At 65.5% G+C, this 16,178-nt stretch carries 1 protein-coding gene; it reads left to right on the forward strand.

The features are described 5' to 3' along the window. Positions 1–57: 57 nt before the first annotated feature. A complete protein-coding gene (locus GFU70_RS15080; RefSeq protein WP_193034245.1) occupies positions 58–16,176 on the forward strand; it encodes a non-ribosomal peptide synthetase in 16,119 nt (5,372 codons plus the stop codon). The last annotated feature ends 2 nt before the right edge of the window (positions 16,177–16,178 follow it).

The following is a 16,178-nucleotide window of genomic DNA, read 5'->3' on the forward strand; positions in this document are numbered from 1 at the left end:
CCACTGCCATTCGAACGGAGAAAAACCTCAATTGATTCTGCAAGCAGGTGCTCCGAAATGGATTCGTCGACCGATATGTTGCCTACCCAAGACTCCGCGTCCCACGAACTGGCCTCCGTCCAGCAGGGTATCTGGCTGGATCAGCTCGCACACCCGGACCTGCCCTACTACAACATCGGCATGTCCCTGGAGATCAAGGGCCAGATCAACATTGCATTGTTCGAGAAAGCCATCGAGCTGGTTGCAAATCGTCACGACACCCTGCGCCTGAGCTTCAGCCATGAAGGTGGCACCGGCCGCCAGCGAGTCCTGCCCGAGGTCAAGGTGAACCTGGAGGTGGTGGAGTTCTCCGAGGCTGACGCCGACGCCGGCTTGGCCATGGACTATCTGCGCGACGCCTTTCGCCAACCCTTTGAGTCATTGACGGGCCGGCTCTGGGACGCACGCATGGTCCGTTGCGGCCCGAACCGCCATTATTGGCTCGCCCGCTACCACCACCTGGTCACCGACGGCATTGGCGTGGCCCTGATCGGCCATGCCGTGGGCTCGGCCTACAACGCGTTGCTGGCCGGCAACGATGAAGTTGCCCAGGGGCATTCCTACCTGTCGTTCCTGGAAGATGACCGGGCTTACCTGGCCTCGTCCCGCTATGAGCGCGACCGCCAGTTCTGGCAGGACACCTACGCACAGATGCCGCCGTCGCTGCTGCAGCGCCGGGCCGATTTCAAGACCGGGCAGGCCAATGAACTGGCGCCCAGTGCCCAGGTCCAGGCGATGCTGCCCCGGGCGCTGTACAACGCGTTGACGCAATTTGCCAGCGAACGCAGCCTCTCGGTTGCCCATGTGCTGATCAGCGTGGTCGCCACCTATTTCTGTCGCACCGTGGGTGTCGATGAAATCGTCATCGGCATGCCCGTGCACAACCGCACCACGGCCCGGGCGAAAGAAACCGCCGGCATGTTTTCCTCCGTCAGCCCAATCCGCCTGCCCGTCGATTTCGACGCCTCGCTGTTGGATCTGATGCACGCCGCTGGCGGGCAATTGCGCCGCTGCTACCGTCACCAACGCTTCCCCATCGCCGAACTCAATCGCACCCTGCGCCTGGCCCAGACCGGGCGTCGCCAGTTGTTCGACGTGTCCCTGTCGTTCGAAAGCCTGGACGGCGACGATCAGTTCGGCGGCACCTCGTCCACGGTCATCACCATGGACAACGGTTATGAGCAGACGCCCATGGCAATCTTCGTGCGCGATTACCATCCATTCGAAGACGTCCACCTTGATTTCAACTTCAACACCGCTTACTTCAGCCTGGAAGAAGCCCGACACCTGCAACAACGCATCGTCTCGATGCTCGAGGCGGTGCTGGAGCAGCATGAAACGCCTGTGGGGCATTACCCACTGATGAGCCAGGCCGAGCGCCAACGTGTGCAAGTCGAATTCAACGCCACGGCCCGCGACTATCCGCGGGATGTGTTGATCCACCAGCTGTTCGAACAGCAAGCCGAACAGCGCCCGCTCGCCTGTGCCGTACGCGGCGATACCGGGCCGTTGCTCAGTTATGAGCAGCTCAACCGCCAGGCCAATCGCTTGGCCCATCGCCTGATCGAGCTGGGGGTGGAACCGGATGACCGAGTGGCCGTGAGCCTGAGGCGCGGCCCGGAAATGGTCGTCGCCCTGCTGGGGGTTCTCAAGGCCGGGGGCGCCTACGTGCCCATCGACCCGGACCTGCCAAGCGCACGCCAGGCGTTCATGCTCGACGACAGCAGCCCTCGGGCGGTGCTGACCAGCGAGGCGCTACTGGACCTGCTGCCCGCGTCGAATGCGCCGCTGCTGGCGCTCGACGATCCCGCACAACTGGCCGCTCAACCCGAACACAACCCGGATCCGCTCGCCCTGGGCCTGACACCCGGACACTTGGCCTACGTGCTCTACACCTCCGGCTCTACCGGCACCCCCAAAGGGGTGATGAATGAGCACCTCGGCGTGGTCAACCGCCTGTTATGGGCCCGCGATGAATACCGTGTCGATGCCAACGACCGGGTGCTGCAAAAGACCCCGTTCGGTTTCGACGTCTCGGTCTGGGAGTTTTTCCTGCCGCTGCTGGCCGGGGCCGAGCTGGTCATGGCGCGCCCGGGCGGCCATCAGGAGCCGGACTACCTGGCCTGCTTGATGCGCCAGGCCGGCATCACGATGTTGCACTTCGTGCCGTCGATGCTTGACCTGTTTCTCGAACACGACGATGGACAGGCCTTCCCTGAACTGCGGCGCGTGCTGTGCAGCGGCGAAGCCCTGCCCCGTAGCCTGCAACGGCGATTTGAACAGCAACTGCCAGCGATCGAGTTGCATAACCTTTATGGCCCGACCGAGGCGGCCATCGACGTGACGGCCTGGCAGTGCCGCGCCAGTGACCCTGGCGAAAGCGTGCCCATCGGCCGGCCGATCGCCAACATCCAGATGCACGTGCTCGATGGCCGTGGCGCACCACAACCGCTGGGCATTGCCGGGGAAATCCACATTGGTGGCATCGGCGTGGCCAGGGGTTACCTGAATCAACCGCAATTGAGCGCCGAACGCTTTATCGCCGACCCGTTCAGCACCGAGCCGAACGCGCGCCTGTACAAGACCGGCGACCTCGGCCGCTGGCTCGCCAATGGAGCCCTGGAGTATCTGGGCCGCAATGACTTCCAGGTGAAAATCCGCGGTTTGCGCATCGAGATCGGTGAAGTCGAAGCGGCCCTGGCGTTGTGCCCTGGTGTGCGTGAGGTGGTGGTCATTGCCCGGGAAGACCATCCGGGGCAGCCGGACAGCAAGCGCCTGGTCGCCTATGTCTGCGGCGAACCGATCCCGGCCGAACAACTGCGCAGCGCCTTGCTCAAGCACCTGCCCGAATACATGGTGCCCAGCGCCTTCGTCCACCTCGATGCCTTGCCGCTCACGCCCAACGGCAAGCTCGACCGCCGCGCCCTGCCGGCCCCCGGCCAGGACTCCCTGGCCAGCAAAACCTACGAAGCGCCCCAGAGCGACACCGAAATCGTCCTCGCCGATATCTGGAAAAACCTGCTGCAGCTGGACCAGGTCGGCCGTCACGACGGTTTCCTCGAACTCGGCGGCCACTCCCTGCTGACCGTGCAGTTGCAGGCGCGCTTGCACCAAGACCTTGGCGTCGAGATCGACCTGCGTACCCTCTTCGCCCAGGCCTCGTTGAGCGAGCTGGCCCAACGTGTCGATCAGGCCGGCCAGTCCCGGGTCCAGCTCATCGAAGCGGTGTCCCGCGATCAAGCCTTGCCACTGTCCCTGGCCCAGCAACGCCTGTGGTTCCTCGATCAACTGGACCACGCCGCCAGCGTCGCCTATCACATGCCCGCCGCGCTGCACCTGCGCGGCCGCCTGGATCGCAACGCCCTGCAACGGGCCCTGGACCGCATCGTCGCCCGTCACGAAAGCCTGCGCACCACCTTCGAACGCCGTGACGGCGAGGTCCACCAACGCTTCGCCGCCGCCGACATCGGCTTCGCCTTGCAGGCACACGACCTGCAAACCCTGGACGCCGACGCCCGGCAAGCCGCCGTGACCCAACTGACCCAGGCCGAAGCCCGGGACGCCTTCGACCTCAGCCAGGGCCCGCTGATTCGTGGAAGCCTGCTGTGCCTGGCCGAGGACGAACACATCCTGCTGGTGACCCAGCACCACATCGTCTCCGACGGTTGGTCGGTGGCGGTGTTGATCGGTGAATTCAACGCGCTCTACGCCGCGTTCAGCCAGCAGCTCGACGACCCGCTGCCGCCCCTGACCCTGCAATACGCCGACTACGCCAGCTGGCAACAGCAGCACCTGCAAGGTGAACGCCTGCACACCCAGGTCGGTTTCTGGAAAGCACACCTGGACGGCGCCCCGGCGCTGCTGGAACTGCCCAGCGACCACCCACGGCCGCAAGTGCAAAGCTACCAAGGCGCGGCGCTGGCCCTGCAACTGCCCGCGCCACTCAGTGCCCGCTTGCGCCGCTTCAGCCAGCAACAGGGTCTGACCCCGTTCATGACCTTGCTCGGCGCCTGGTCGATCTTGCTTTCGCGCCTGAGCAACCAGCCGCAGGTGGTGGTCGGCACACCGGTGGCCAACCGTCCTCGGCGGGAAACCGAAGCGCTGATCGGCTTCTTCGTCAACACCCTGGCCCTGCGCATCGACGTCCAGGCTCATAGCCGCGTCGACCAGTTGTTGGAGCACATCAAGGCCTCCACCCTCGACGCCTACAGCCATCAGGACCTGCCGTTCGAGCAAGTCGTCGAAGCCCTGCAACCGGAACGCAGCCTCGGTCACAGCCCGTTGTTCCAGGCGATGCTGGTGCTGGGCAACACCCCCCGCGACCAGGCCCTGGAACTGCCCGGCCTGAGCCTGACACCGCTGCCCCAGCCCACCGGCACCACCCAGTTCGATGTGAGCCTGTCGCTCAACGACGACGGTGACCGTATCAGCGGCCAATTCGAATACGCCACCGACCTGTTCGATGAAAGCACCATCGCCCGTTGGGGCCAACATTTGCTGCACCTGCTCGATGCCATGCTCGACGATGCGGCGCAGCCGCTGGCGACCCTGCCGTTACTGGACAACCTGCAACGTCGGCAGTTGCTCGGCGCTTTCAACCAGACCCACGCCCCCTTCCCCGAAGGCCGGCTGGTGCACGAATGGTTCGAAGAGCATGTGCAGGCCCAGCCACAGGCCATCGCCGTCCAGGCGGAGGGCACCCAGCTCAGCTACGCCGAACTCAATGCCCGGGCCAACCGCATCGCCCACCGCTTGATCGCCGCCGGCCTGCGTCCGGATGAGCGCGTGGCGCTGCTGGTGGAACGCAGCCCCGAGATGATCATTGGCATCCTGGCCATCCTCAAGGCCGGCGGCGCCTATGTGCCGCTGGACCCGAATTATCCGCAGGATCGCTTGCAACAAATGCTCAGCGACAGTTCGCCTCGGGTACTACTGACCCAAGGCCTCTTGGCCGAGCAACTGCCACCGCAGGAGATTGCCCAGCTGTCGCTGGACGACTCGACCGAAGGTGATGACCACAACCCACGGATCGAAGACTTGACCTCCCGGCACCTGGCCTACGTCATGTACACCTCCGGCTCTACGGGCAAACCGAAGGGGGTGATGCTCGAGCATCGTTCGGTGTGCAACCAGATCGGTGCCCTGCAAGAACGCTATGGCCTCAACCCTCGTGATCGCGTCCTGCAATTCGCCACCATGACGTTCGACATGTCGGTGGAGGAGATCTTTGGTGCCTTGCTGTCCGGTGCCACCCTGTTACTGCGCAGCGATGCCTGGATTGCCGGCACCGCGGCCTTCGCCATGCTGTGCGAACAACATGGGATCACCGTCGCGAACCTGCCGACCGTGTTCTGGCAACAGGTTAGCCGCGACCAGCATGTGCCGCTGCCGGCCTCGTTGCGCCAGTTCATGATCGGCGGTGAAGCGGTAGGCAAGCAGGCCGTGAGCCAATGGTTCGCCCGTGCCGGCCATCGCCCGGCGCTGTTCAACGCCTACGGCCCGACCGAGGCCACCGTAAACGCTTCGATCCGCCTGATGGAAAGCGACCACGACGATTTCCGCTCCATCGGCAAACCGGTGCGCAATACCCAGTTGCATGTGCTCGATGCCAGCGGCAACCTCGTCCCGCTCGGGGTTGCCGGCGAGATTCACATTGGTGGCGTCGGTGTCGCTCGCGGTTACCTCAATCGCCAGGCGTTGACGGCCGAGCGCTTCATCGCCGACCCGTTCAGCACCGACCCGGACGCGCGCCTGTACAAGACCGGCGATCTCGGCCGCTGGTTGGCCGATGGCACCCTGCAGTACCTGGGACGCAACGACGACCAGGTGAAGATCCGCGGTTTCCGCGTGGAACTGGGCGAGATCGAAGCCATCCTTGCCGGCTGCGCTGGTGTGCGTGAAGCGGTGGTGGTGGCCCAGGAAAGCAAACCCGGCCAATCGGACAGCAAGCGCTTGATCGCTTACCTGTGTGGAGAACCGGTGCCGGTGGAGCAATTGCGCCGCGCGTTGCTGGCGGCCCTGCCCGACTACATGGTGCCCAGTGCCTTCGTCCAACTCGAGGCCCTGCCATTGACGCCCAACGGTAAGCTCGACCGCCGCGCCTTGCCCGCTCCGGGCCAGGAAGCGTTCGCCAGCCGAGCCTACGAGGCACCTCGGGGTGAGATCGAACAGATCGTCGCGACGGTCTGGCAAGACTTGCTGGGCATCGAGAAGGTCGGCCGACATGACCGGTTCTTCGAACTCGGCGGGCATTCGTTGCTGGCCGTGAGCCTGATCGATCGCCTGCGCCAGCATGGCCTGAGCGCCACGGTGCGCACCGTGTTCACCGCCCCCAGCCTGGGGGAAATGGCCCTGGCCCTGAGTCGCAACGACGAGGCCTTGTTCCTCGCGCCGGCCAACCGCATTCCGGCCGATTGCACCGAGCTGACACCGGACATGTTGCCACTGGTGGAACTGACCCCGGCGCAACTGGAGCGTATCGTCAGCGCCGTGCCTGGTGGCGCCGCCAACGTGCAGGACATCTATCCCCTGGCCCCGTTGCAACAGGGCATCCTGTTCCACCATTTGCTCGGGCATGAAGGCGACGCCTACCTGGTGCGCTCGATGATCGAATTCGACGACCGCCCGCGCCTCGACGCCTTTGTCAGCGCCTTGCAGGCGGTGATTGATCGCCATGACATTCTGCGCAGTGCCGTGCATTGGGTCGGACAGCCGCAGCCGGTGCAGGTGGTGCAGCGCCAGGCCGTGCTGCCGGTCCAAGCCATCACCCTGGCCGCCGATGAGGATCCGCGTACTCAACTGGAGCGCTTGAGCGATCCACGCCACCTGCGCCTGGATCTGCAACTGGCCCCCCTGATGCGCGCCTGCATCGCCCAGGATCCGCACTCCGAACGCTGGTGGCTGGCCCTGCTGGACCACCACATGATCAGCGACCACGTGTCCCTGGGCATCGTTCTCGAAGAAATCCAGCAACTGATGCAGGGCCAGGGCGCCCATTTGCCGACGCCCATGCCTTATCGCGAGTTTGTCGCCCAGGTGCTAGCCACGCCGCCCCAGGCCCATGAAACCTATTTCACTCGCCGCCTGGCCAGTGTCGACGAACCCACCGCACCGTACGGCGTACTGGACGTCCAGGGCGATGGCGCCCAGGTGGTAGAAACCAGCGTGCGTCTGGACCGCGACCTGAACCTGCGGATCCGCACGCAAGCGCGCCTGGCCGGGGTGACACCGGCCGTGCTGTTTCATATTGCCTGGGCCCAAGTGCTCGGGCGCTGCACCGGCCGCGACGACGTGGTGTTCGGCAGCGTGGTCGCCGGGCGCCTGCAAGGTTCACTGGGCGCCGACCGGGCCCTTGGCGTGTTCATCAACACCTTGCCGGTACGGGTGCAACTGGCCGGGTTCGGCGTCCGCGCGCTGGTGGACGAAACCTATCGCGACCTCAGCGAACTGCTCGCCCACGAACAGGCTTCCCTGGCCCTGGCCCAACGTTGCAGCGGTGTCGGCGCGGGCCTGCCGCTGTTCACCACGTTGCTCAATTACCGTCATCAGACCGACGGCGGCTCGCTGGCCAACGACGATCAGGTCTTGACCTGGGACGGCGTGCGCTTCCTGAGCAATGAAGCCCGGACCAACTACCCGATCGAAGTGGCCGTGGCGGATGAAGGCGACGATTTCTCCGTGACCGCCCAATCCATCACCGGCATCGACCCGCAACGCATCGCCGCCTACCTCGCCCAGGCCGTGACCGCCTTGGTCGAAGCCCTTGAACACGCCCCCGAACGCCTCGCCAGCCAGTTGGAGGTGGTGCCCGAAAGCGAGCGGCAATTGCTGCTGACGGATTTCAACCGCACCGCCAGGGATTTCGGCACGGCGCAACCGATCCATCACCTGTTCGAAAGCCAAGTCCAGGCCAACCCCGACGCCGTGGCCCTGGTCTGTGAACAGCAACAACTGACCTATCGCCAGCTCAATCGCCGCGCCAACCACCTGGCCCGGCAGTTGCTCGCCCTCGGCATCGAACCCGATCAGCGCGTGGCCGTCTGTGCCGAGCGCAGCCTGGACATGATCGTCGGCCTGCTCGGCGTGCTCAAGGCCGGCGCCGCCTACGTGCCCATCGACCCGGCTCATCCCGCCGAGCGCATGGCGTTCATGCTCCAGGACAGCCAGCCACGGGCGCTGTTGACCCAGTCGGCCCTGTCCTTGCCATCGGGGGATCTGCCCCTGTTGTTGCTCGATACCCGTGATTCGTTGCAAGCGGCGGATGACGCTGATTGTGATGCGAATCCGCAGGTAGCGGGCCTCACCGCCGAGCACCTGGCCTATGTGATCTACACCTCCGGTTCCACCGGCCAGTCCAAGGGCGTGATGGTCGAGCACCGTTCGGTGTTCAACTTCTGGCACGTGCTGACCCGCACCACCCACCAGCATTGCCCGAGTCCGGCCACCGTGGCGCTGAATGCCGGGTTCTTCTTCGACATGTCGATCAAGGGCATCGCCCAGTTGTTCTCCGGCCATCGGCTGGTGATCATTCCGCAACTGATCCGCGCCAGCGGCCACGAGTTGCTGGACTTCCTCGAACAGCACCAGGTGCACGCCTTCGACTCCACGCCGTCGCAGCTCGACACCCTGCTCGCCGCCGGCCTGCTGGAGCGCAGCCGCTACCAACCGGTGAGCGTGCTGCTCGGCGGCGAGGCGATCAATGCCGCGACCTGGACGAAGCTGCGCAACTGCCCGAGCATCCGTTTCTACAACATGTACGGCCCGACCGAATGCACGGTGGACGCCACCATCGACCTGATCCGCGACCTGGGCGAGCGGCCGAGCATTGGCCGGCCGATTGCCAACGTCCAGGTGCACGTGCTCGATGCCCGCGGCGAACCGACGCCGTTGGGCGTGGCCGGTGAACTGCACATCGGTGGCGCCGGCGTGGCCCGGGGTTACCTGAACCGACCGGAGCTGAGCGCCGAGCGTTTCGTCGTCGATCCGTTCAGCACTGAGCCGAACGCACGCCTGTACAAGACCGGCGACCTCGGCCGCTGGCTGGCCGACGGCACACTGGAATACCTGGGCCGCAATGACTTCCAGGTGAAGATCCGTGGTTTCCGCATCGAGCTGGGGGAAATCGAGAACGTCTTGCTGGGTTGTGCCGGTGTCACCGACGCCGTGGTGATCGCTCGCGAGGACAATCGCCTGGTGGCGTACCTCTGCGGTGAACCGGCCAACGCCGAACACCTGCGCAGCGCCCTGCTCGAGCATCTGCCCGAATACATGGTGCCCAGCGCCTTCGTCCACCTCGATGCCTTGCCGCTCACGCCCAACGGCAAGCTCGACCGCCGCGCCCTGCCGGCTCCCGGCCAGGACTCCCTGGCCAGCAAAACCTACGAAGCGCCCCAGGGCGACACCGAAATCGCCATTGCCGAGATATGGAAAGGTTTACTGCACCTGGACCAGGTCGGCCGTCACGACGGCTTCCTTGAACTCGGCGGCCACTCCCTGCTGACCGTGCAGTTGCAGGCGCGCCTGCACCAAGACCTTGGCGTCGAGATCGACCTGCGTACCCTCTTCGCCCAGGCCTCGTTGAGCGAGCTGGCCCAGCGTGTCGATCAGGCCGGCCAGTCCCGGGTCCAGCTCATCGAAGCGGTGTCCCGCGACCAAGCCTTGCCACTGTCCCTGGCCCAGCAACGCCTGTGGTTCCTCGATCAACTGGACCACGCCGCCAGCGTCGCCTATCACATGCCCGCCGCGCTGCACCTGCGCGGCCGCCTGGATCGCAACGCCCTGCAACGGGCCCTGGACCGCATCGTCGCCCGTCACGAAAGCCTGCGCACCACCTTCGAACGCCGTGACGGCGAGGTCCGCCAACGCTTCGCCGCCGCCGACATCGGCTTCGCCTTGCAGGCACACGACCTGCAAACCCTGGACGCCGACGCCCGGCAAGCCGCCGTGACCCAACTGACCCAGGCCGAAGCCCGGGACGCCTTCGACCTCAGCCAGGGCCCGCTGATTCGTGGAAGCCTGCTGTGCCTGGCCGAGGACGAACACATCCTGCTGGTGACCCAGCACCACATCGTCTCCGACGGTTGGTCGGTGGCGGTGTTGATCGGTGAATTCAACGCGCTCTACGCCGCGTTCAGCCAGCAGCTCGACGACCCGCTGCCGCCCCTGACCCTGCAATACGCCGACTACGCCAGCTGGCAACAGCAGCACCTGCAAGGTGAACGCCTGCACACCCAGGTCGGTTTCTGGAAAGCACACCTGGACGGCGCCCCGGCGCTGCTGGAACTGCCCAGCGACCACCCACGGCCGCAAGTGCAAAGCTACCAAGGCGCGGCGCTGGCCCTGCAACTGCCCGCGCCACTCAGTGCACGCTTGCGCCGCTTCAGCCAGCAACAGGGTCTGACCCCGTTCATGACCTTGCTCGGCGCCTGGTCGATCTTGCTTTCGCGCCTGAGCAACCAGCCGCAGGTGGTGGTCGGCACACCGGTGGCCAACCGTCCTCGGCGGGAAACCGAAGCGCTGATCGGCTTCTTCGTCAACACCCTGGCCCTGCGCATCGACGTCCAGGCTCATAGCCGCGTCGACCAGTTGTTGGAGCACATCAAGGCCTCCACCCTCGACGCCTACAGCCATCAGGACCTGCCGTTCGAGCAAGTGGTCGAAGCCCTGCAACCGGAACGCAGCCTCGGTCACAGCCCGTTGTTCCAGGCGATGCTGGTGCTGGGCAACACCCCCCGCGACCAGGCCCTGGAACTGCCCGGCCTGAGCCTGACACCGCTGCCCCAGCCCACCGGCACCACCCAGTTCGATGTGAGCCTGTCGCTCAACGACGACGGTGACCGTATCAGCGGCCAATTCGAATACGCCACCGACCTGTTCGATGAAAGCACCATCGCCCGTTGGGGCCAGCATTTGCTGCACCTGCTCGAGGCCATGCTCGACGATGCGACACAACCGTTGGCGACATTGTCGTTGCTGGATGACGCGCAGCGCCGGCGACTGCTGGAAACCTTCAACCCGGCCAGTGGCGCGCTGGACGAAAGCCCGAGTCGCTTCCCTCACGTCGTGTTCGAGGCCCAGGCGAGCCTCACCCCGGATGCCGTGGCGCTGGTCTGCGCCGGCAAGACCCTGAGCTACTCCGAACTCAACGCCCAGGCCAACCGCGTCGCCAACAGCTTGATCGCACTGGGCGTGCAGCCCGACGACACCGTCGGCCTGTCCGCTCGCCGCAGCCCGCAAATGCTGATCGGCCTGTTGGGCATCCTCAAAGCTGGCGCGGCCTATGTGCCGCTCGACCCACAGTACCCCGCGCAACGCCTGGCCCACATGCTGACCGACAGCAAGCCGCGGGCCCTGGTCCACCAATCCGGCCTGGACGAATTACCGGTGCCCCAAGGCCTGGCGACACTGGAACTGGGCAGCGCGGCGCTGGCCCAAGCCCCGACCCACAACCCTCAAGTGAAAGCGCTGAATTTCAGTCACCTGGCCTACGTGATCTACACCTCCGGCTCCACCGGCTTGCCCAAAGGCGTGATGGTCGAACATCGCGGCCTGCGCAACCTGCTGGACTGGTACCTCGAAGACCTGGCCTTCGACGCCGGCGACGCGGTGCTGCTGGCGTCCTCCTACAACTTCGACCTGACCCAGAAGAACATCCTCGCGCCGCTGATGGTCGGGGCCACGCTGCACCTGGCCGCCGAACCCTTCAACCCCGACGCCATCGTCGCCCAGGTCGCCGAGGCCGGGATCAGCCACCTCAATATGTCGCCCAGCGCCTTCCACGCGCTGGTGGACGCCGACCACCGACACGGCCTGGCCTGCCTGAAGCGCGTGGTGCTGGGGGGCGAGCCGATCCAGGTCGCCATGCTGGAAAAACTCGCCGAGCCACGGCCAGCGGTGATCAACAGCTACGGGCCGACCGAGTGCAGTGACGTGGTCGCCTGGTACACCGCCGACAGCGACCTTGAGACCTACCGGCACCAGTCGATCCCCATTGGTCGGCCGATTCGCAATATGCAATTGCATGTGCTGGACAGCTACGGGCAACTGTTGCCCGTGGGGGTACCTGGCGAGATCCACATCGGCGGCATCGGTGTGGCCCGCGGTTACCTCAACCTGCCGCAACTCAGCAGCGAGCGCTTCATCGCCGACCCGTTCTACGGCAAGACCGACGCTCGCTTGTACAAGACCGGTGACATCGGTCGCTGGCTGCCGGACGGTACGTTGCAGTACCTGGGGCGCAATGACGATCAGGTGAAGATCCGCGGCCTACGGGTCGAGTTGGGGGAAATCCAAGCCGCCCTCGCCGCACTGGCCGGTGTACGCGAAGCCGCAATCGTCGCCCGCGAGCACGCGTCCGGCCAGCGTCTGGTGGCCTACCTGTGTGGCGAACCGGCCACCGCCGGACACTTGCGCGCCGAACTGCTCAAGCGCCTGCCCGAGCACATGGTGCCCAGCGCCTTCGTCGTGCTGGACGCCTTGCCGCTCACACCCAATGGCAAGCTCGACCGCCGTGCCCTGCCCGAACCGGACCAGGACGCCTACGCCAGCCGCGCCTATGAAGCCCCCGAGAGCCGTGTGGAACGGATCATTGCCGGAATCTGGCAAGCCCTGCTGGGTGTCGAGCGCATCGGTCGTCATGACGGCTTCTTCGCGCTGGGCGGCCATTCACTGATGGCGGTCAGCCTGATCGAACGCCTGCGCGAACACGGCTTGAACGCGGATGTCCGGGCAATCTTCAGCACCGCCTCTCTGGCCGAGTTGGCCCATGCCCTGACGCATGCCCCAAGCCCGGTGTTCCAGGCACCGGCCAACCGCATTCCCCCTCAGTGCACAGCCCTGACCCCGGACATGCTGCCGTTGGTGGCGCTGACCCCCGACCAACTCGAACGTATCGTCGACGCCGTGCCTGGCGGTGCCGCGAACATCCAAGACATCTACCCACTGGCACCGCTGCAACAGGGCATCTTGTTCCATCACTTGCTGGGGCATGAAGGCGACGCCTACCTGGTGCGCTCGCTGCTTGAGTTCGATGATCGCCAGCGCCTCGATGCCTTCACCGCCGCCTTGCAACAGGTGATCGATCGCCACGACATCCTGCGCACCTGCGTGCATTGGGACGGTTTGCCCCAGCCGGTGCAGGTCGTTCAGCGCCAGGCGCAGTTGCCGGTGCACAGCGTTTCCCTCGACAGCCACCTGGACCCGCTCAGCCAGCTCGAAACCCTGAGCGACCCACGGCAACTGCGGCTGGATTTGCGCCAAGCCCCGCTGATGCGGGCCTGCGTCGCCCAGGATCCGCATTCCGAGCGCTGGCTGCTGGCACTGCTCAACCACCACATGGCCAGCGACCACGTGACCTTGGAAATCGTCCTGGAAGAAATCCACGCGATCCTCCATGACCAAGGCGAGCACCTGGCGCCACCACTACCCTATCGTGACTTCATCGCCCAGACCCAAGCCGTCCCCGCCGACGTCCACGAAGCCTACTTCAGCCGCCGCTTGGCGGATGTGGATGCCCCTACCGCGCCCTTCGATCTGCTGGAGGTACAAGGCGACGGTCGCCACATCGAGGAAGCCAGCGTGACCTTGAGCGTCGAGCTCAACCTGCGCCTGCGGGCCCAGGCCCGGGAACGAGGCATCACCCCGGCGACGCTGTTCCATGTCGCCTGGGCACAGGTGCTGGCCCGCTGCACCGGCCGCGATGACGTGGTGTTCGGAACCGTGGTCGCCGGCCGCCTGCAAGGCTCGGCCGGTGCCGAACGGGCCTTGGGCGTGTTCATCAACACCCTGCCGGTGCGGGTGCCAATGACCGCGGGCGCCAACGAACAGGTGCTGGCCACTCACCGCGACCTGGTCGAGCTGCTGGCCCACGAACAGGCCTCCCTGGCCTTGGCGCAACGTTGCAGTGGCGTGCCCAGCGCCTTGCCGCTGTTCACCACCTTGCTCAACTACCGGCACCAGCGCGACGACAGTCAGTTGCAATGGCCGGGCATGCGCATCCTGGACAGTGCCGAGCGAACCAATTACCCGCTGACCCTGTCGGTCAACGACTACGGCGATGCCCTCGGCCTGACCGTGCAAAGCGTCCAAGCGGTGGACCCGCAGCGCATCTGCGCGTTGATGCAACGGGCGCTGGAGCAACTGGCCCAGGCCCTGATGTACACGCCACGGATCCCGCTCACGCAACTGGACGTGCTGCCTGCCCAGGAACGCACGCTGCTGCTGGACACCTTTAACCAGACCGAGGTGGATTACCCCACTGGCCTGTGCATTCAACAGCTGTTCGAAGAACAGGTCCGCCGCACGCCAAACGCTTGTGCCTCGCTCGACGGCCGCCAATCCCTCAGCTATGCCGAGCTCAACGTCCAGGCCAACGGTCTCGCCCAGCAACTGATCGCCGCTGGCGTCCTGCCGGGGGATCTGGTGGCCATCTGCGTCGAGCGCGGCGTGACAATGATCAGTGGCCTGCTGGGGATCCTCAAGGCCGGTGGCGCCTACGTGCCGCTGGACCCGAGCTATCCCGCCGAGCGCCTGGCCTCGATCATCGAAGATGCCAGGCCGCGCCTGTTACTGGCCGATCCGGTCGGTCGTGCGGCCGTGGGCACGCTGCAAGAAGGCACTCGCTTCCTGGCCATCGAACGGGCGTTGGCGACGTCGTCGAACAGCCGCGACCCTCAACCCGATAGCGTCGGCCTGACGCCAGAGCATCTGGCCTATGTGATCTACACCTCCGGCTCCACCGGCAAGCCCAAGGGCGTGATGATCGAACACCGCAACCTGGTGAGCTCGACGCTGGCCCGGGGCACGGTGTATGGACCGGCAACGGGCAAGCGCTTTCTGCTGTTGTCGTCGATTGCCTTCGACAGTTCCGTGGCCGGGGTCTTCGGTACGCTGGTCAGCGGCGGTACCCTATGCATCGCCGATGCCGAGACCGCCCGCGACCCCGACGCCATCGCCCGGTTCATTGGCGAACAGGCCGTCACCTCGCTGCTGTGCGTGCCATCCCTGGGCCGCCTGGTGCTGGCAAGCCTTGGCAACGGCAACGGCAACGGCCATGACAGCCTGCAAGAAATGATCGTCGCTGGCGAAGCCTGTCCCGCGCAGTTGGTGCAGGCATGTGCCGCGCTGGAACCGGCGATCGCCTTGTACAACGAATACGGCCCCACCGAAGCCACCGTCTGGACCACGGTGCATCGCTGCAGCGCCGAGGACCTGGGCACGGTGCCGATCGGGCGAGCGATTCCCAACAGTCGCTTGTATGTGCTCGACGAACAGCGCCAGCCGGTGCCGCTCGGCGTGCCGGGCGAACTTTACGTGGGCGGCGCGGGAGTTGCCCGTGGCTACCTGGACCGGGCGGAACTGAACGCCGAACACTTCCTCAGCGACCCCTTCGCCCCGGGCGACGAGCCACGGATGTACCGCACCGGCGACCTGGTGCGCCAGCGCGCCGATGGGGTGGTCGAGTTCCTCGGACGCAACGACCAGCAAGTCAAGATCCGTGGTTTCCGCATCGAACCCGGCGAGATCGAGGCCTTGATGTTGACCCTGCCGGGCGTGCGCGAGGCGGCAGTCATCGCTCGCGAAGACACGCCGGGCGCCACGCGTCTGGTGGCTTACCTGAGCGTCGAGCCGCACCTGGCCGGCCGTAATGCCAGCAGCACGCTACGGCCATACCTGACGTCGCAGTTGCCGGACTACATGGTCCCGGCGGCGTTCGTGGTGGTCGAGCGGCTGCCGTTGAGCCCCAACGGCAAGCTGGACCGCCGTGCCCTGCCGGCGCCCGGCAACGACGACTTCGCTCGCCGCCAGTACGAAGCGCCCAACGGCGAAACCGAGACGCTGCTGGCACAGATCTGGACCGACTTGCTGGGCCTGGAACGGATCGGCCGGCACGACGACTTCTTCGAACTCGGCGGTCACTCGCTGCTGGCGGTGCAAGTCACGCTCCGGGCGCGGCAAACCTTCGGCGTCGAAATGCCGCTCCGGGGGCTGTTCGAACACCCGTCGCTGTTGGCCCTGGCCGATCTGATCAACACCTTGCAACTGGCGCAGTACGAGTCGGATGAACTGCTCGACCTGCAACAAGAAATGGCTTCGCTGTCTGAAAGCGAACTGCTCGCTATCGTCTCCAAGGATGCTTAATA

The organism is Pseudomonas brassicacearum (assembly GCF_009601685.2).
Taxonomy (GTDB): Bacteria; Pseudomonadota; Gammaproteobacteria; order Pseudomonadales; family Pseudomonadaceae; genus Aquipseudomonas; species Aquipseudomonas kilonensis_B.

Excerpts from the sequence above, each read along its gene's own strand:
- GFU70_RS15080 (WP_193034245.1), top strand. The coding sequence starts at position 58 with ATGGATTCGTCGACCGATATGTTGCCTACCCAAGACTCCGCGTCCCAC.